This is a genomic window from Stutzerimonas tianxiuensis (assembly GCF_053470365.1).
In genome coordinates, this window is record NZ_JBPVWS010000004.1 from 79,941 (window position 1) to 98,985 (window position 19,045).

General features: G+C 60.1%; 15 protein-coding genes. 8 read left to right on the forward strand and 7 right to left on the reverse strand.

The window, feature by feature from the left end:
- Nucleotides 1-27: 27 nt before the first annotated feature.
- From ACSSNI_RS06965 to ACSSNI_RS07000, 8 genes are all read left to right on the forward strand, one after another.
- Entirely contained in the window at nt 28-1,281 is a 1,254-nt protein-coding gene (locus tag ACSSNI_RS06965) for an NAD(P)/FAD-dependent oxidoreductase (RefSeq protein WP_200636356.1), read from the forward strand.
- On the forward strand, nt 1,278-1,805 hold the full coding sequence (locus ACSSNI_RS06970; RefSeq protein ID WP_200636354.1) for a DUF3261 domain-containing protein: 528 nt from the start codon (nt 1,278-1,280) through the stop codon (nt 1,803-1,805). The genes ACSSNI_RS06965 and ACSSNI_RS06970 overlap by 4 nt, the downstream gene beginning before the upstream one ends.
- Nucleotides 1,802-2,992 carry a beta-ketoacyl-[acyl-carrier-protein] synthase family protein gene (locus ACSSNI_RS06975; RefSeq protein ID WP_200636352.1) on the forward strand — a complete coding sequence of 397 codons (1,191 nt, stop codon included), beginning with the start codon at nt 1,802-1,804 and terminating at the stop codon, nt 2,990-2,992. The genes ACSSNI_RS06970 and ACSSNI_RS06975 overlap by 4 nt, the downstream gene beginning before the upstream one ends.
- Nucleotides 2,989-3,441: a hotdog family protein gene (locus ACSSNI_RS06980; protein WP_200636350.1), complete on the forward strand. Its 453-nt coding sequence runs from the start codon at nt 2,989-2,991 to the stop codon at nt 3,439-3,441. The genes ACSSNI_RS06975 and ACSSNI_RS06980 overlap by 4 nt, the downstream gene beginning before the upstream one ends.
- A complete protein-coding gene (gene fabG / locus ACSSNI_RS06985; protein WP_200636348.1) occupies nt 3,438-4,166 on the forward strand; it encodes a 3-oxoacyl-ACP reductase FabG in 729 nt (242 codons plus the stop codon). The genes ACSSNI_RS06980 and fabG overlap by 4 nt, the downstream gene beginning before the upstream one ends.
- Nucleotides 4,166-5,392 (forward strand): beta-ketoacyl-ACP synthase, encoded by a 1,227-nt coding sequence (locus ACSSNI_RS06990; protein WP_200636346.1) that lies wholly within the window; start codon nt 4,166-4,168, stop codon nt 5,390-5,392. The genes fabG and ACSSNI_RS06990 overlap by 1 nt, the downstream gene beginning before the upstream one ends.
- Nucleotides 5,393-5,427: 35 nt before the next feature.
- Nucleotides 5,428-5,868: an excinuclease gene (locus ACSSNI_RS06995; protein WP_200636344.1), complete on the forward strand. Its 441-nt coding sequence runs from the start codon at nt 5,428-5,430 to the stop codon at nt 5,866-5,868.
- 141 nt (nt 5,869-6,009) lie between these two features.
- Nucleotides 6,010-6,303: a hypothetical protein gene (locus ACSSNI_RS07000; RefSeq protein ID WP_200636342.1), complete on the forward strand. Its 294-nt coding sequence runs from the start codon at nt 6,010-6,012 to the stop codon at nt 6,301-6,303.
- Between the two features lie 43 nt (nt 6,304-6,346).
- Here ACSSNI_RS07000 and hemE read toward each other — a convergent pair whose 3' ends face one another.
- From hemE to pilQ, 7 genes are all read right to left on the reverse strand, one after another.
- Nucleotides 6,347-7,411: a uroporphyrinogen decarboxylase gene (hemE, locus tag ACSSNI_RS07005; RefSeq protein ID WP_200636340.1), complete on the reverse strand. Its 1,065-nt coding sequence runs from the start codon at nt 7,409-7,411 to the stop codon at nt 6,347-6,349.
- Between the two features lie 199 nt (nt 7,412-7,610).
- Entirely contained in the window at nt 7,611-9,029 is a 1,419-nt protein-coding gene (locus ACSSNI_RS07010) for an FAD-dependent oxidoreductase (RefSeq protein WP_102837323.1), read from the reverse strand.
- 111 nt (nt 9,030-9,140) lie between these two features.
- Entirely contained in the window at nt 9,141-13,589 is a 4,449-nt protein-coding gene (gltB, locus tag ACSSNI_RS07015) for a glutamate synthase large subunit (protein ID WP_200636338.1), read from the reverse strand.
- A gap of 171 nt (nt 13,590-13,760) precedes the next feature.
- Nucleotides 13,761-15,242 (reverse strand): SPOR domain-containing protein, encoded by a 1,482-nt coding sequence (locus ACSSNI_RS07020; protein ID WP_200636336.1) that lies wholly within the window; start codon nt 15,240-15,242, stop codon nt 13,761-13,763.
- Nucleotides 15,243-15,262: 20 nt separating this feature from the next.
- Complete coding sequence (gene aroB, locus ACSSNI_RS07025; protein WP_200636334.1) at nt 15,263-16,354, reverse strand: 3-dehydroquinate synthase; 1,092 nt, start codon at nt 16,352-16,354, stop codon at nt 15,263-15,265.
- A 23-nt stretch (nt 16,355-16,377) separates the two neighbouring features.
- Nucleotides 16,378-16,923 (reverse strand): shikimate kinase AroK, encoded by a 546-nt coding sequence (gene aroK, locus ACSSNI_RS07030; protein WP_200636332.1) that lies wholly within the window; start codon nt 16,921-16,923, stop codon nt 16,378-16,380.
- Between the two features lie 7 nt (nt 16,924-16,930).
- Nucleotides 16,931-19,021, reverse strand: coding sequence for a type IV pilus secretin PilQ (gene pilQ / locus ACSSNI_RS07035; RefSeq protein WP_200636330.1), 2,091 nt, complete (start codon nt 19,019-19,021; stop codon nt 16,931-16,933).
- Nucleotides 19,022-19,045: the final 24 nt, after the last annotated feature.

Here is a 19,045-nt window from a genome sequence, read left to right on the forward strand (position 1 = left end):
GTCCGTCACCCTTGTCGAGTCGATTACATGAAGGCATCCTCGCATTCAGAAAACCGTCGCGTTGTCGTTATTGGCGCCGGGCCTTCCGGGGCCATTGCCGCTGCGCTGCTCAAGCGTCAGGGGCACGACGTACTGATCATCGAACGACAGCGCTTTCCGCGCTTTTCGATTGGCGAGAGCCTGCTCTCGCATTGCCTGGATTTCATCGAGGAAGCCGGCATGCTCGAGGCGGTACAGGCTGCAGGTTTCCAGACCAAGCACGGGGCGGCCTTCGGTTGTGGCGAGCGCTATACGGATTTCGATTTTCGCGACAAATTTACCGAGGGCCACGGCAGTACCTATCAGGTGCAGCGCGCGGACTTCGACCAACTGCTGGCCGACCAGGCTGCCCTGCAAGGCGTCGAGATTCGTTACGAAGAGGAAATTACCGCCGCGGATTTCGGCGGGCCGCGCCCGAGTCTGCAGGTGCGCCGCCTCGACGGTAGCGACTATGCGCTGGAGGCCGAATTTGTCCTCGACGCCAGTGGCTACGGCCGGGTGCTGCCGCGCTTGCTCGATCTGGAAGCGCCGTCGAGCTTTCCGCTTCGCCGTGCGGTGTTCACCCACATCACCGACAACATCAACGATCCACACTTCGACCGCGACAAGATCCTCATCACCACCCACCCAGAATGGCGCGATGTATGGTTCTGGACCATCCCGTTCAGCAACGGCCGCTGCTCGCTGGGCGTGGTGGCCAGTGCCGAGCGCTACGAAGGACGTCCGCTGGATCTGGATGCCTGTCTCAAGGAATTCGTCATGGAGGCGCCCAATCTCCAGCGCATCCTCAAGCATGCTGAGTGGGATACGCCGGCACGCCTGATCAATGGCTATTCGGCGAACGTCAAAGCGCTGCACGGACCCGGTTTTGCCCTGCTGGGCAATGCGGCCGAGTTTCTCGACCCGGTATTTTCATCCGGCGTCACCATCGCGATGCGCTCGGCGAGCATGGCGGCTGCGGTATTGCACCGACAGCTGAGTGGCGAGTCAGTGGACTGGGACAGCGAATTTGCGACGCCGCTCAAGCGAGGCGTGGAAACCTTCCGCGCCTATGTCGAGGGCTGGTACGACGGCAGCTTTCAGGATGTCATTTACTACGAACGTGCCCAGCCGGAGATTCGCCGAATGATCTGCTCGATACTGGCCGGTTACGCCTGGGACAACCGCAACCCCTATGTCGCCGAGCCCCGACGTCGCCTGCGGGTACTGGCCGAACTCTGCGCCACGCCGACGCCCGCATGATTGCGTTGAAGACCGACCTCTTATCGCTGACCTGGCTGTCGCTGCTGCTGTTACTCGGTGCCTGCGCGCAACAGCCGCCGCTGCCAAGCCAAACGCCACGGCTGATGTTGCCGATGCAGCTGCATGTCCAGCGTCACCAGCAAGGCCAGATGGATGATTGGCTGTTGGTTATCCAGCAGGAAGAGGCAGCCTTGCGTTGGTCGCTGCTCACGCCCCTGGGCGTGCCGCTGGCGCGCCAGTTGCTGCGGGATGGGCGCTGGCAAGCCGATGGGCTGCTGCCGCCCAATGCTGAAGCCCGCACGCTGTTTGCCGCCTTGTTGTTCGCACTAAGCCCCGCCGAGCAACTGGACACGCTCTATGCCGGCAGATCGTGGACGTTACGACGGCACAGCCGATCATTGGCGCAAGATACCGCGTCCTGGCAGGTTCGCTATTTGGACAATGGACGTTTCGAACTCGACGTCGGGCCGACACTGACCTATCGTGTCGCGCCTATCGCCCCACCCGGACCGCCTCAACGATGACCGCCTACCTCAATGCACTCGGGCTGATTTGCGCCTTGGGACGGGGCAAGGCAGACGTTGCCAAATGCCTGCTCGAAGGCGACAACTCGGGTATGCGGCTACATCCGCGAACCATTGCCGGGCGCAGCCTGCCGGTGGGCGCCGTTTCCGGCGAGCTGCCCGCGCTTGTCAGTGCACCGTTGCGGCACGTCACCCGCAACAACCAGCTGCTGCTGGCCGCGCTGGACGAAATCGAAGCCGACGTGCACCAGGCGATTTCCCGCTTCGGCCCAAGCCGCGTAGGCGTAGTCATGGGAACCAGTACCTCGGGTATTCAGGAAGCGATCGAGGGCATAGCCCGCCTGACACGCGACGGGCATCTCCCGTCCAGCTATCACTACAATCATCAGGAGCTCAGCGCCCCGGCCAGCTTTGTCAGCGAGCGGCTGCAGCTTAGCGGCCCGAGCTACTCGATATCCACGGCCTGTACGTCCAGTGCGCGCGCGCTGCTCAGCGCCAAACGGTTGCTCGACGCAGGCGTGTGCGATGCGGTGATCTGTGGCGGCGTCGACACCCTGTGCGATCTGACCCTGCGCGGCTTCAGCGCGCTGGAAGCGACCAGCACACATGTCTGCAATCCCTTTTCGGTCAACCGCGACGGCATCAACATTGGCGAAGCAGCTGCGGTGTTCCTGATGACCCGGGAGCACGCGCCGATTGCCCTGCTTGGAGGCGGTGCCAGTTCCGATGCCCACCACATCTCAGCCCCCGACCCGCAGGGCCAGGGCGCAATAGCGTCAATGGACAAAGCGTTGAACAGCGCCAACACCCTCGCCGAACAGATCAGCTATCTGAACCTGCACGGCACCGCCACGCGGCATAACGATGCGATGGAGAGCCACGCTGTGGCCAGGGTATTTCCGAAGGGTGTGCCCTGCTCATCCACCAAGCCGCTCACCGGTCATACACTGGGCGCCGCTGGCGCACTGGAAGCGGCATTCTGCTGGCTGACCCTGTCCGACCATAATCCTGCACAGCGGCTGCCGCCGCATCGCTGGGATGGCGAGCAAGATGCCGAACTGCCGCGCCTGGACTTCGTCGTAGCCGGCACCGTGACGGCAGCGACGACCAGGCCACGACGCATGATGAGCAACTCCTTTGCCTTTGGTGGCAACAACATCAGCCTGATCCTGGGAGATGCACCATGATCGATTGGCCAGTCGCCGGACTGCTGCCCCACGCCGGAGACATGATTCTGCTTGATGCGGTCGAGTCGTTCGATGCGGATAGCATTACGACGCACCTGCGGGTCAAAAGCACCGGCCTGCTCAACCTGCCCGACGGCAGCCTGCCGGCCTGGGCCGGCATCGAAATCATGGCGCAGACTGTCGCCGCCTTTGCCGGCTGCCAGGCGCGCCTGGCCGGGCTGCCAGTGGAACTGGGCTTTTTGTTGGGCACCCGCCGTTTCCAGTGCAATGTCGAGCATTTCCCGGCCGGCAGCCAGTTACGCATCCATGCGCTGCGTTCGCTGCAGGATGACAACGGAATGGGCGTGTTCGAATGCCATCTCGACGGGCCCGGTATCCATGCCGAGGCGCGTCTCAACGTGTTCCGCCCGCCCGAAGTGGCGAGCTATCTGCAAGAGCCTTCCCCATGAGTAAAACCATCCTTGTCACCGGTTCCAGCCGCGGCATCGGCCGCGCCATTGCCTTGCGCTTGGCGCAAAGTGGCCATGACCTCGTCCTCCATTGCCGAACGCGACGAGACGAGGCGGAAACCGTGCAGGCGCAGATTCAGGACATGGGCCGCACCGCGCGCATCCTGCAGTTCGATATCGCGGATCGCGCGCAATGCAGAGAACATCTGGAAGCGGATGTTGAAACCCACGGCGCCTACTACGGGGTGGTCTGCAATGCCGGGCTGACCCGCGACGGCGCCTTTCCGGCCTTGACCAAAGACGACTGGGATCTGGTCATGCGCACCAACCTGGACGGCTTCTACAACGTCCTGCACCCCCTGACCATGCCGATGATCCGCCGTCGCCAGCCAGGCCGCATCGTTTGCATCACCTCCGTATCGGGGCTGATCGGCAACCGTGGCCAGGTCAACTACAGCGCGTCCAAAGCGGGCGTGATCGGCGCCGCCAAGGCGCTGGCCGTCGAACTCGGCAAGCGCCGCATCACGGTCAACTGCGTTGCGCCAGGGTTGATCGATACGGACATGCTCGATGACGACCTGCCCATCGAGGAAATGCTCAAGATGATCCCTGCACAGCGCATGGGCACCCCGGAGGAAGTCGCCGGCGCGGTCAACTTCCTGATGTCGGACGAGGCCAGCTACATCACCCGGCAGGTCCTGGCAGTGAATGGCGGATTGTGCTGATGAAACGCGTCGTCGTCACCGGCATGGCCGGCATCACTTCACTGGGCAGCGACTGGGCCAGCATCGAGGCTCACTTCAGCAGCAACCGCAGCGGCATTCGCTACATGCCGGAGTGGGACCGGTTTACCGAACTCAATACCCGATTGGCGGGACCGGTGGATGACTTCTCCGTACCTAAGCACTGGACGCGCAAGCAACTGCGCAGCATGGGCCGGGTGTCGAAGTTGTCGGTAAAGGCCGCCGAACAGGCCCTTGCTGATGCGGGCCTGCTCGATGACTCGTCAATCCGCGACGGGCGCATGGGTGTCGCCTGCGGTTCATCCACCGGCAGTACCGAAGAGATCAAGGCCTTCGGCAACATGCTGCTCAACTCGGTGGCCGACGGGCTCAACGCCAACTCCTACATCCGCATGATGCCGCACACCACAGCGGCGAATATCAGCATCTTCTTCGGCCTGACTGGGCGGGTCATTCCCACGTCCAGTGCCTGCACCAGCGGCAGCCAAGGCATTGGCTACGCCTATGAGGCGATCAAGTTCGGCCGTCTGCCGATGATGCTTGCGGGCGGCGCCGAAGAGCTCTGTGCCACCGAAGCCATGGTCTTCGACGCGCTATATGCCACCAGCCTGAAGAACGACGCGCCGCATACGTCTCCGCGTCCCTACGACGCCGGCCGCGATGGCCTGGTGATCGGCGAAGGCGCCGGCATGCTGGTACTGGAAGAGCTCGAGCATGCCTTGGCCCGCGGCGCCACCATCCATGCCGAGCTGGTCGGCTTTGGCAGCAACGCCGACGGTCAGCACGCCACCAAGCCGGAGCAGCAGACCATGCGCCGCGCGATGCAGCTGGCCCTCGAAGACGCCTGCCTGCAGCCCGACGCCATCGGCTACGTCAATGGCCACGGCACCGCCACCGAACAGGGCGACATTGCTGAAACCCTGGCGACTCAATCGCTGTTCGGCAGCCGCATGCCAATCAGCTCGCAGAAGAGCTTTCTCGGCCATACGCTAGGTGCCTGCGGCGCGCTGGAGTCCTGGTTCAGTATCGAAATGATGAACCGCGACCATTACATTCACACCCTGAATCTGGACAGCATTGATCCGCGCTGCGGTGAACTGGACTACCTCATCGGTGCACCGCGCACCATGCAGCACGAATATGTGATGAACAACAATTTCGCCTTCGGCGGCATCAACACGTCGTTGATATTTCGCCGCTGGGCTTGAACCTTCCATCCCCAAAACACCGCAAGGAGAATGCAATGAAGAAAAACACATGGATCGGCGCAGCACTGGTGCTCTGTGCATTACCCGGAATCAGCCAGGCCCGAGACACTACGCACTACCTGCCATTCGAGCAGGTCGTGGCCGAGGCAACCGCCTCCGGCAAACTCGATGGCAGCGTGCAGTTCTACCTGGCGGGCAAGACGCCGAAGGGCGCGCAGGTCATCCGCAGTGGCGTGACCACCAGCAAGAAAACCAACGCCTTCAACAAAACCGACGAAGGTGCCTGCAGCTGGGCGCTGCAGTCGGCGCTGATCAGCATGCAACAGGCCGCCAAGGCCGCTGGTGCCAATGCCGTGGTGGACATCGCCAGCAACTACAAGCACGTCGAATACAAAGACAGCCAGAAATATGAGTGCCATGCCGGCGCAATCATGGCGGGGGTAGCAATCAAGGGAAGCCTGGCCAAGGTCAAGTAACGCTACAGCGCTCGGGCCCTTCCAGGGGTACCGGGCGGTGCATTTACCCCAAGGATGACGATCCGGCTGTCGTCATTGCCGAACGAATAACTGGACCCGAGAGTCAACATTTGCAGACCCTGTTACCTCAAGGAGTTGCCCATGTTTGACAAACCAACGCACACATTCGAACTCAACTACCTCTTTCAGAACGAGCCGCGTAACCATCTCGTCGATTCGGAAAATGAGCGCATGTCGCAAGCCAGTGCCGCTCGGCATCTGATCGAACTGCACAACGGCGATGCCGAAAACAGCTTGGTGATGCCAGAGGCGGGGGCTGACGAGGGCAAGATTCTGGAACAAGCCGAGGTCATCGGTATCACCGATATCCGGGTGACCAAACTGGTTCACGAGCATGAACCAGGGACCACCCCAGGCCACTACCAGCAGCCTTAAAAAAAGAGCCGCTAACAGCGGCTCTTTTTTTCATCGTAATAAATCAGCGGTGGTACTGCGCCGAGAGTTCGTGAACAGCCTCGATAAACGCACCGGCGTGGGCCGGATCGACCTCAGGGGTAATGCCGTGGCCCAGGTTGAACACGTGACCTTCGCCTTGCCCGAAGCTGCCTAGAATACGGCCGACCTCGGCCCGGATCGCCTCAGGCTTTGCAAACAGCACGCTCGGGTCCATGTTGCCCTGTAGCGCGACCTTGTCGCCAACGCGTGCACGCGCGACGCCGATGTCGCAGGTCCAGTCCAGCCCCAGTGCTTCGGCACCGGTCGCCGCCATGGACTCCAGCCACAGCCCACCGCCCTTGGTGAACAGAATGACCGGTACACGGCGACCGTCATGTTCGCGAATCAGCCCATCGACAATCTTCTGCATGTAGGCCAGGGAGAATTCCTGATAGGCCGCGGCGGAAAGGCTGCCACCCCAGGAATCGAAAATCTGCACCGCCTGGGCGCCCGCGAGGATCTGTCCGTTTAGGTAGCTCGTCACCGACTGCGCGAGCTTGTCCAGCAGCGCATGCATGGCCTGCGGATTTTCGTAGAGCATCGCCTTGGATTTGCGGAAGTCCTTCGAGGAGCCGCCTTCGACCATGTAGGTCGCCAACGTCCAAGGGCTGCCGGAAAAGCCTATCAACGGAACGCGGCCGTTGAGCTCGCGACGAATGGTGCGCACCGCGTCCATCACGTAACCCAGATCTTTCTCCGGATCCGTAATCGGCAGCGCCTCAATGTCGGCCATGTTGCTGACGACCTTCTTGAAACGTGGGCCTTCACCGGTCTCGAAGTACAAGCCCAGCCCCATGGCGTCCGGCACAGTGAGGATGTCGGAGAACAGGATCGCCGCGTCCAGTGGGTAACGTTCAAGCGGCTGAAGGGTGACTTCACAGGCCAGTTCGGGATTCATGCACAGGCTCATGAAATCGCCCGCCTTGCTGCGGCTGGCCCGGTATTCCGGCAGGTAGCGGCCGGCCTGACGCATCATCCACACCGGGGTGACGTCGACAGGTTGCTTGAGCAAGGCGCGGAGAAAGCGGTCGTTCTTCAAGGCAGTCATGTCTGGGTTCCAGCAAAAGAGTGGCGGCATTGTCGCAAAGCGCAAAACAAAAGGCACGGCGAGCGCCGTGCCTTTTATCCGTGGGCTTGATTCAGGTCAGGCCCGTTTGGAGGCATGCTTCAAAGTAAAGCCCAGAGTGGATGCCACGCTCACCGACCAACCAGCTCGGTGCTTCGGCAGCGCCTATCCACCCAGTGAATCAGACTTCCAGGTAGTCGAGGATGCCTTCAGCAGCCTGACGGCCTTCGAAGATCGCCGTAACGACCAGATCGGAACCACGCACCATATCGCCGCCCGCGAAAATCTTCGGGTTGCTGGTCTGATGCTTGAACTGGCCCATCTCCGGTGCCACTACACGGCCCTGGTTGTCGGTTTGAATGCTTTTGCCTTCAAACCAGTCAGCTGGACTCGGGCGGAAACCAAAGGCGATAACCACGGCATCTGCCGGCAATACTTCTTCGGAACCGGGAATTGGCTCTGGGCTACGACGTCCGCGCGCGTCCGGCGCACCGAGACGGGTCTCGACCACCTTGACGCCTTCGACCTTGCCCTCGCCAACTATGGCGATGGGTTGCCGGTTGAAGAGGAACTTGACGCCCTCTTCCTTGGCGTTCTTCACCTCTTTGCGCGAGCCCGGCATGTTCGCTGCGTCACGCCGGTAGGCACAGGTCACGCTCTTGGCGCCCTGGCGGATGGAGGTGCGGTTGCAGTCCATCGCCGTGTCGCCGCCGCCGAGCACCACAACCTTCTTGCCCTTCATGTCGACGAAGTCTTCCGGCGCCTTTTCAAAGCCGAGGTTACGGTTAACGTTCGCGATCAGGAAATCCAGCGCATCGTGCACGCCCGGCAGGTCTTCGCCAGGGAAGCCACCCTTCATATAGGTGTAGGTACCCATGCCCATGAACACGGCGTCGTACTCGGCGAGCAGCTGGTCGATGGTCACGTCCTTGCCGACTTCGGTGTTCAGGCGGAATTCGATACCCATTCCGGTGAAGATTTCACGGCGTCGGCTGAGAACGGATTTTTCCAGCTTGAACTCTGGGATACCAAAGGTTAGCAGTCCGCCGATTTCCGGATTCTTGTCGAACACCACTGGTGTAACGCCGCTGCGCACCAGTACGTCGGCGCAACCCAGGCCAGCCGGTCCCGCGCCGATGATGGCGACCTTCTTGCCAGTCGGCTTGACCTTGGACATGTCCGGGCGCCAACCCATGGCGAAGGCGGTATCAGCAATGTACTTTTCCACCGAACCGATGGTGACTGCGCCGAAGCCGTCGTTAAGCGTACAAGCGCCCTCGCACAGGCGATCCTGCGGGCAGACGCGGCCACAGACTTCCGGCAGGGTGTTGGTCTGGTGCGCCAGTTCGGCCGCAGCGAGGATGTTGCCCTCGGAAACCAGCTTGAGCCAGTTGGGAATGTAGTTGTGAACCGGGCACTTCCACTCGCAGTAAGGGTTGCCGCAACCAAGACAGCGGTGTGCCTGCTCGCAAGCCTGCTGCGGCTTGAAGGGTTCATAGATCTCGACGAACTCTTTCTTGCGCTGGCGCAGCAGCTTTTTCTTCGGATCCTTGCGCCCGACTTCGATGAACTGGAAGTCGTTATTCAGACGTTCAGTCATTTCAAAACCTCTTAACGGCAGCCGCAAGCCCAAGGCTGCTGACTGCGTGACAATCACGGAGCGGGGCAAGCCCCAGGCACATGGCCGAGGCTTGCCGCTTGAACCTGCTTTTTATTGGGGGTTGGCCCGAGTGCTCGACAGCAGTGACGCCAGGTTGGCCGCCTTTGGCTTGACCAGCCAGAAGCGACGCAGGTAGTCGTCGAGGTTTTCCAGAAGTTTCGCGCCCCATGCGCTGCCGGTTTCGGCGACATATTCGCGTAGCACGTTCTGGAGATGGCTACGGTGGGCTTCCATGGCCTCACCGGTGATGCGCTGCAGGTTGACCAGCTCGTTGTTGACCCGGTCGACGAAACTGTTGTCCATGTCGAGGACGTAGGCAAAACCGCCGGTCATGCCGGAGCCGAAGTTGTAGCCTGTCTTGCCAAGGACGCAGACAAAGCCGCCCGTCATGTATTCGCAGCAATGATCGCCCGTGCCTTCCACGACCGCGTGCGCGCCGGAGTTACGCACTGCAAATCGCTCGCCGGCGGTGCCACCCGCGAACAGCTTGCCGCCCGTAGCGCCATACAGGCAGGTGTTGCCGATGATCGCCGAATCCTGGGACTCGTACCCGCTGGCCTTCGGCTGGGTAACCACCAGTTTGCCGCCGGTCATACCTTTACCGACGTAGTCGTTGGCATCGCCTTCCAGATACAGATGCAGGCCGCCCGCGTTCCAGACGCCGAAGCTCTGCCCCGCGGTGCCCTTGAAGCGGAAGGTGATTGGCGCATCTTTCATGCCCTGGTTGCCATGCACCTGGGCGATCTCGCCGGAGACACGTGCACCAATGGAACGATCGCAGTTGCAGATATCCAGCTCGAACTCACCGCCGCTCTTGGCATCGATGGCCGCACGAGCCAACTTGACCATTTCCTCGGCCAGTAGCCCCTGATCGAAAGGCGGGTTTTTCTCAACCTCGCAGAATTGCGGCTTGTCGGCCGGAATATGGTCGCTGCCGAGCAGAGGCGACAGGTCGAGATGGTTCTGCTTGGCAGTTTCGCCCGGTAGCAGTTCCAGTAGATCGGTACGCCCGATCAGCTCCTGCAGGCTGCGCACGCCGAGGCGGGCCAGCCACTCACGGGTTTCCTCGGCAACGAAGGTGAAGAAGTTGACCACCATGTCGACCGTGCCAATGAAGTGGTCCTTGCGCAGCTGATCATTCTGCGTGGCAATGCCGGTAGCGCAGTTGTTGAGGTGGCAGATGCGCAGGTATTTGCAGCCCAGCGCGATCATTGGCGCCGTGCCGAAGCCGAAGCTTTCTGCACCGAGGATCGCAGCCTTGACTACGTCGAGACCGGTCTTCAGTCCGCCGTCCGTCTGTACCCGGACCTTGCCCCGCAGGTCATTACCGCGCAGGGTCTGGTGGGTTTCAGCCAGGCCGAGTTCCCAGGGCGATCCGGCGTAACGGATGGAAGTCAGCGGCGAGGCGCCAGTGCCGCCGTCATAGCCGGAGATGGTGATCAGGTCGGCGTAGGCCTTGGCGACACCAGCGGCGATGGTACCGACACCAGGCTCTGCAACCAGCTTGACCGATACCAGCGCCTTGGGATTGACCTGCTTGAGGTCAAAGATCAGCTGGGCCAGATCTTCGATCGAATAGATGTCGTGGTGCGGCGGTGGCGAAATCAGCGTGACGCCCGGCACGGCGTAACGCAGCTTGGCGATCAGACCGTTGACCTTGCCGCCCGGCAGCTGACCACCCTCACCAGGCTTGGCACCTTGGGCGACCTTGATCTGCAGCACTTCGGCGTTGACCAGGTACTCAGGGGTAACACCGAAACGGCCAGTGGCCACCTGCTTGATCTTCGAGCTGCGCTCGGTGCGATAACGCGATGGATCTTCGCCACCCTCACCGGAGTTGGAACGTGCGCCTATGCGGTTCATGGCCGCAGCGATCGCTTCATGCGCTTCCGGCGACAGCGCGCCGAGCGAGATGCCGGCCGAATCGAAGCGTTTGAGAATCTGCTCCAGCGGCTCGACTTCTTCAAGCGCAAGCGGCTGCTCCGACACTTTGAGCTTGAGCAGGTCACGCAGCATCGCCGCTGGACGCTGATCAACCAGTGCGGTGTATTCCTTGAAGCGGCTGTAATCGCCTTCCTGCACGGCAACTTGCAGCGCCGCGACGACGTCGGGGTTGTAGGCGTGGTATTCGCCGCCGTAGACGAACTTCAGCAAACCGCCTTGCTGGATCGGCTTGCGTGCACTCCAGGCCTCGGTCGCCAATGCTTTTTGTTCAGCTTCCAGATCGACGAAGCGCGCACCTTTGATGCGGCTGGCGACTCCACGGAAACTCACGTCGACAATCTCGTCAGCCAGACCCACGGCTTCGAACAGCTGAGCGCCACGGTATGAGGTGATGGTTGAGATGCCCATCTTCGAGATGATTTTCAGCAGGCCCTTGGAGATCCCCTTGCGGTAGTGCTTGAACACCTCGTAGAGGTCGCCAAGTACTTCGCCAGTACGGATCAGGTCGCCAAGCACTTCGAACGCAAGGAACGGATAGACGGCGGTCGCACCGAAACCGATCAGAACGGCGAAGTGATGCGGATCGCGCGCAGTCGCGGTTTCCACCAGAATGTTGCAGTCGCAGCGCAGACCGGTTTCGATCAGGCGGTGATGCACAGCTCCCACGGCCAGCGATGCATGCACTGGCAGCTTGCCTGGCTGGATGTTGCGGTCGCTGAGAATCAGCATGACCTTGCCGCTGCGCACAGCTTCTTCGGCTTGGTCAGCGATATTGCGCACCGCTGCTTCCAGACCGAGGGATTCGTCGTAGTTGAGGTCGATCAGATGGCGCTCGAAACCGGGACGGTCGAGTTCCATGATTGTCCGCCACTTCGCCGGAGAGATCACAGGCGTGGTGAGAATCGCCCGATTGGCATGATCGGCGGTTTCTTCAAAGACGTTACGCTCTGCGCCGAGGCAGGTTTCCAGCGACATCACGATAGATTCGCGCAGCGGGTCTATCGGCGGGTTGGTGACCTGCGCAAACTGCTGGCGGAAATAGTCGAATGGCGAGCGAACCCGACGCGACAGCACGGCCATGGGGGTGTCATCACCCATGGAGCCGACGGCTTCCTGCCCCTGCTCCGCGAGCGGACGCAGCACCTGATCACGCTCCTCGAAGGTGACCTGGAACATCTTCATGTACTGCTTGAGCTGGTCGGCATCATAAAACGCCGAGCCATGATCGTTATCGTCCAGGGTCGACTGGATACGCAACGCGTTCTGGCGTAACCAGGTTTTATACGGATGCTGAGATTTCAGGCGGCTATCGATGTCGTCTGTATGCAGTACCTGTCCGGTTTCGGTGTCCACAGCCAGGATCTGCCCCGGGCCGACGCGGCCCTTGGCGATCACGTCTTCCGGCTTGTAATCCCAGACGCCAACTTCGGAAGCGAGGGTGATGTAGCCATTTTTCGTCGTCACCCAGCGCGCCGGGCGCAGGCCATTGCGGTCCAGCAGACAGATCGCATGGCGGCCGTCGGTGAGCACAACGCCCGCCGGACCGTCCCAAGGCTCCATGTGCATGGAGTTGAACTCATAGAAGGCGCGCAGATCGGGATCCATGGTCTCGACGTTCTGCCAAGCCGGCGGGATGATCATGCGCAAGCCGCGGAACAAATCCATACCGCCGGTGACCAACAGCTCCAACATGTTGTCCATGCTCGAGGAGTCGGAGCCCGTACGGTTGACCAGCGGATCGAGGCCTTCCAGGTCCGGAAGCAGCTCATTGGCGAACTTCAACCGGCGCGCCTGCGCCCAGTTGCGGTTACCGGTGATAGTGTTGATCTCGCCGTTATGCGCCAGGAAGCGGAACGGCTGAGCCAGCGGCCATTGCGGCATCGTGTTGGTGGAGAAACGCTGATGGAACACGCAAATGGCGGTGGCCAGGCGCTCGTCGCCGAGATCGGGATAGAACTGCGCCAAATCGGCCGGCATCATCAAACCTTTGTAGATGATGTCCTTGTCGGAGAGGCTGCAGACATAGAATTCCTTGTCGCTTGCCAGCGCCACTTCGGCCCGGCGGCGAGCGAAGAACAACTTGATGCCGAAATCACGTTCGGACAAGCCTTCCGCCGAAACGAACACCTGCTCGATTCGCGGCAGGCGCTCCAAGGCAAGACGCCCCAGAACAGTGGTATCGACCGGAACCTCACGCCAGCCAACCAGGGTCAGTCCCTGGGCTGCAATTTGCTCGTTGAGGCTCGCGCGCGCCGTCTCAGCCTTGCACGCGTCCTGGCTGAGGAAAATCATACCGACAGCGTAGAGCGAAGGCAGATCGGCATCGAAATGCTGCTTGGCCATGGCGCGCAGGAAGGCGTCAGGCTTCTGCATTAACAGCCCGCAACCATCGCCGGTTTTACCGTCGGCGTTGATGCCGCCTCGGTGAGTCATGCAGGTGAGGGATTGAATTGCGGTCTGAAGCAGGTGATGGCTTGCCTCGCCCTGCATGTGGGCGATCAGACCGAAGCCGCAGTTATCCTTGAACTCTTCAGGACGAAACAGACCTGCTCTCATAGGCACTCCACCAGCTAAATACGTTGTAAATCAACCCCTTATTGACGGCGCACAGAATCGCCCCGTCATACACGTGGGCAAAAGGGGGAGCAGTTTACAAAGCCCGGTAGAGAGGCACAATTTTATTTTTTCAAGCCCCAAAATGGGGCATTGCGCACCGTTTTGGGGCGGTCACTGACGAGACTGCGAAATCTCCTGCTGCACGCTAGCAAAGCTCCTCGCCCAAGGCTTGCCTGCCTGCAGCGAGGCGGGCAGCTTTTTGATAGCCTCCAAGGCAGCATTACGGGTGGCGAAACTCCCGTAGGTCACAACGTACAGAGGCTTACCCTGATGTTGCTTGACGAAATAACGGAAGCCCTCGCCCTGTCTTTTCACCAATGCCTCAGCGTTCGCCTGGGTCCGCGTACCCAGTACCTGGACTAGATAGTTGGTTTTCGACTGGCTGGCGTACCAATTCCCGGCTGCAGCAGGCTCATCCGCGGCAATCTGACGCACAGGCTCCCGCGGCACCTCTGTTACCCGATTGGGTTGAGCCGCTGGTGGCTGCACTGCGACTGGGGCAGCGATCTCTGCAGGAGCCTTAATATCGTCGACAACGGGCTCCTCAACAGGTAACGGCTCCTCGATAGCCTGAGTAGATGAATCAGCCGCTTCTCCGCTACCGGCAGCAGCAAGCGGCTCCCGGATAACCGGCTGAGCCGGCGCGATCTCCGGCACAGCATCGACGCCCTCATCAAGCGCCTCGGTCACGGGGGCCGTCCCCAGCGGTAAAGCGGTGGTAGCGGGCGCTGTTGATGGCTCATCCGCGTCACGCATGAGCAAGGTGACCAAGACAATGAGAACAACCGCAACCAGAGCCAGCAAATGCTTCATGGGTAGCGGCAGGTTCCACCCAGCCGACTTCCGACGCCCTTTGGATTGCTGCATCGTTTCAAGAAGTTCATCTCTGGCTGTCTGGTTTATGGCACCAGGCCAACCACCGGAATCGACATGGATTCGCTCAACCTGTTCCTCACTCAAACAGTCCAGCCCAGACCCAGCCCCTTCCAGGCGCAGCGCCAGATATTCCCGCGTCTCATCTTGCTCGTACGGCTGAAGCGCAATCACATGGAAGCGCTCTTCGCCGTCTACCAATGCCTCCAGACGCGCTACCAGTGCATGTTCGCCGAAGAGAAAGACATGCGGCCGCCCTTCCGGACTGCCTTGAGCCAATCGCAGCAACGTCTCAACGGCTGCCCCGGTTAGTCGCTCGGCATCGTCAACCAGCAGATACACCTCCTGGCCGGTCAACGCCAATTGAATGATCTGCGCCATGATCGAGTCGAAGTCGGCGCGCTGACAGCCGACCGTTTGAGCGATCTGCTGCAAAAGAACATTCGAATCGAGCGTTTCCAGTGGCGAGATGACCACACTGTGGACAGCCTGCTTATTGCTGCTGGCTACGAGAGCCTGACGCACCAGCGTTTTGCCACTTCCTTCGGGTCCGGTCACCACCAGCAGCAGCTGGCTGTAGCGGGCAAGGTGATGCAACTGCCCAAGCACCGGCTTGCGCTGAGCAGGGAAGAACTTGAAGCCGGGTACGCGTGCAGCAAAGGGATCATGACTGAAGCCGTAATGGTTCAGGTACGAATCGTCGGCAGACAAACTGGACATGGAAATCTCTTAAGTTCGGACTATTGCGTAAGCGCGTCGTAGTTGACACTCAATGTGGCCTCAAGCACTTCCTTGGGGAAGTCGCTCGTCACCACAGCCTCCCCCAGGCGCTTGAGCAGCACCAATCGCAACTGGCCATTCAGCACTTTCTTGTCGACCGCCATGTGCTTGAGAAAATCTTCAGCCCTCATGTCAGCTGGGGGCACTACTGGCAGACCGGCACGCGACAGTAACTGCACAGCCCTGCCTCGCTCCGCCGTGCTTATCCAGCCGAGCCGATTCGACATCTCAAGAGCCATAACAGTGCCCGCCGACACCGCCTCACCATGCAGCCACGCGCCATAGCCCTGATGGGTCTCGATGGCATGACCGAACGTATGACCAAGATTCAGCGTGGCGCGAATACCAGCCTCGCGCTCATCCGCACCCACCACCTTGGCCTTTGCATCACAGGAGCGCCGTATCGCTTCAGTAAGCGCCTCCTGATCCAATGAACGGAGTCTGTCGACATTGTCCTCGAGCCAGCTTAGGAACGGCTCGTCACAGATCAAACCGTATTTGATCACCTCGGCCAGGCCTGCGGACAACTCGCGCGACGGCAGAGTCGCGAGAGTCGATGTGTCGATCAACACCGCCTGCGGCTGGTAGAACGCACCGATCATGTTCTTGCCGAGCGGATGGTTGATGCCCGTCTTGCCGCCAACGGACGAATCGACCTGAGACAAGAGCGTTGTCGGCACTTGAATGAAATCGACGCCTCGCTGATAGCTGGCAGCGGCAAAGCCAGCCATATCACCTATCACGCCACCCCCGAGTGCAATGATGGTGGTATTGCGATCATGCCTCGCCTTCAGCAGCGCATCGAAGATCAACTGCAAGGTCTGCCAGTTCTTGTGCGCCTCACCGTCAGGAAGCACGATCGGTGTCACGTGGAACCCGGCAAGACTGCGCGAAAGGCGCTCCAGGTAAAGCGGTGCAACGGTGTCGTTGGTGACGATCGCAACCTGCTTGCCACGGATATGGCAGGCCAACAGCTCACCGCGATCAATGAGCTGCTCGCCAATCAGAATCGGATAGCTACGCTCGCCGAGATCGACCTGAAGAGTCTGCATAGGGGCCCCACAATTAAAGGGAGCTAGGATAGCGCAGATCGCCCCAAGCTTTCACGAGGCCCGGGAGACTGAAGCTGACTGAGAATTTCCTGTACGACGAGGCGTGGTGGACGCTCGTCCGTCTGAATGATGATGTCAGCGATTTCGCGATACAACGGGTCCCGCACAGCCATCAATCCGGTAAGCACTTCGCGGGGATTCGGCGCTTGCAGCAATGGTCGATTGCGATCTCGGGAGGTGCGATCAAGCTGCTGATCGACCGAGGTGCATAGATAGATCACTTGCCCCCCAGTCCGCAAAACCTCGCGATTGTCTTCCCTAAGCACCGCACCGCCGCCTGTCGCAAGCACGACGCCACGCATCTGGCATAGGTCCAGGATGGCCGCGTGCTCCCGCTCACGAAAACCCTGCTCGCCCTCGACATCGAATATCAGCGGAATGCTGGCACCGGTGCGCTGCTCGATCTCCTTGTCGGAATCCCGAAAGGGGAGGCGAAGCTCCTTGGCAAGCAGGCGTCCGATGGTGCTTTTACCAGCGCCCATCGGACCCACGAGAATGATGTTCGGCATCAAGTATTTAACGGCTGGCTTGAATTGCCTGATTATTCATGATCCGCGGAGTTATGAATACCAATAGCTCGGACTTTCTGTCCTGTACGAGGTCACGACGAAACACACGACCTACGAAAGGCAGATCCCCAAGAAACGGAACCTTATCAACCGACTTACTCTGAGTATTGGAGAACACACCGCCAATGACGATCGTCTCTCCGTCAGTAACCAATACCTTGGCATTGACCTCATTCTTGCGAATGGACGGAATACCGCCGGTGCTAGCGGCTTGAGAGAAATCCGGCTCGTCCTTGGTGACCTTGACTTCCATGATTATGCGGTTGTCAGGAGTAATCTGCGGCGTGACCTCCAAGGACAGCGCTGCCTCTTTGAACGAGGTGCTGGTGGCGCCACTGGAGCTTGCTTCCTGATACGGAACCTCAGAACCTTTTAGAATTTTGGCAGTTTCTTTATCCGCGGTGACGACCTTCGGCTGGGAAACCACCTCACCGTTGCCGGTCTTTTCCATCGCCGATAGCTGCAGGTCGAGGATGGCGTTGTTACTTACGAATCCGAGACCTATACCCGATGTAGCGCCTGTCGCGCCCAGATCTACAAACGGAAGATTGAACGGGCTTTTCACCGTATCCCCCTCGTCACCGCCCTCCTCCAGCGTCAAGCCTGCACCTCGGCCGTAAGCGTTCCAATTGCCGTTGAGGTTTACGTTACCGCCCCATTTAACCCCCAGGCTCTTATCGTAGTCCACATTGGCTTCAACGATCCGAGCTTCAATCATGACTTGGCGGACCGGAATATCAAGCTGAGCGACAATCCGGCGGAGTTCGTCAAGACGCTCCTGAGTCTGGTAGGCGATGATGTTGTTAGTACGGTCATCAACAGCAATCGAGCCACGATCCTCACTCTCGCCACCCTTGTCGGTAACGGACTGGAATAAACGTGCAATGTCCGCAGCCTTGGCGTAGTTAACCTGTACGACTTCCCGACGCAGAGGCGCAAGCTCGGCAATCTGGCGCTGAGATTCCAACTCCTGACGCTCGCGCGCGGCGATCTCGTCTGCCGGAGCCACCAGCAGAACATTGCCCACTTGGCGCTTATCGAGACCTTTGGTTTTCAGCACTAGATCCAACGCCTGATCCCAGGGCACGTTCTGCAAACGCAATGTGATGTTGCCCTGCACGGTGTCACTGGCCACCAAGTTCAGGTCGGTGAAATCTGCGATCAACTGGAGAACAGAGCGAACGTCAATGTCCTGGAAGTTCAGCGACAGTTTCTCGCCGGAATAGGTGAAATGCTCAGCCTTGCGCTGCTCGGCATCTGCCTCGCTGAGCGGCTTGACGCTAATGGTGAGCTTGTCGTCAGTCTGGTAAGCCAAGTAGTCGTATCGGCCGCTCGGCTCGATGGCGATACTGGCACCATCACCCTTGCTGCTGGAATCAACAAATTTGACTGGCGTGGCAAAATCCTGGACGTCCAGCCGCACACGCAGCGATTCAGGCAACTGCGTTTTGGCAAAGGAAACGCGGATTTTACCGCCTTGCTCTTCAATACTTGGACTGACCGAAGGGTCAGACAAGGTGATCACTACGTTGCCTGCCCCGTCTTCCCCACGGCGAAAATCGATGTTGCTGATCGATTTATCCGCAGCCATGGCGACGGCCGGCGCTACCGGCTTCGTTGAGACCACAGGAGAAGGCGTTGCAGCCCCGGAGCGCGCAGCGTTCTCGCCTAGCACCACGAACAGATTGTTACCGTCGACGCGGGTCGAGTAAGGGACCAGAGAGGTGAGGTTCACAATGAGCCGCGTGCGCCCCTGGGCCTCGACCACCGTCACGCTCCGCGCATTACCAACGCCAAGCTCATGGTTTTTCGATCCGAGCTTGCTGGACACGCCGGGCAGATCAAGAGCAATACGTGCAGGCTGATCAAGGGTGTAGCCACGCGGGGTTGGAACCGGCTCGTCGAAAGCCAGCTTCAGCTCAACGCGATCACCGGGCAACGATGCGACGTCAAGTGAGTTCAAATTTGCCGCCAGCAATGCAGGTGAAATGAACGCTGCCAGCAACGACAAACCGAGACGAGTGAGAGTGGTATTCATAAAAGGCTTCCGTTGTGCAGACCG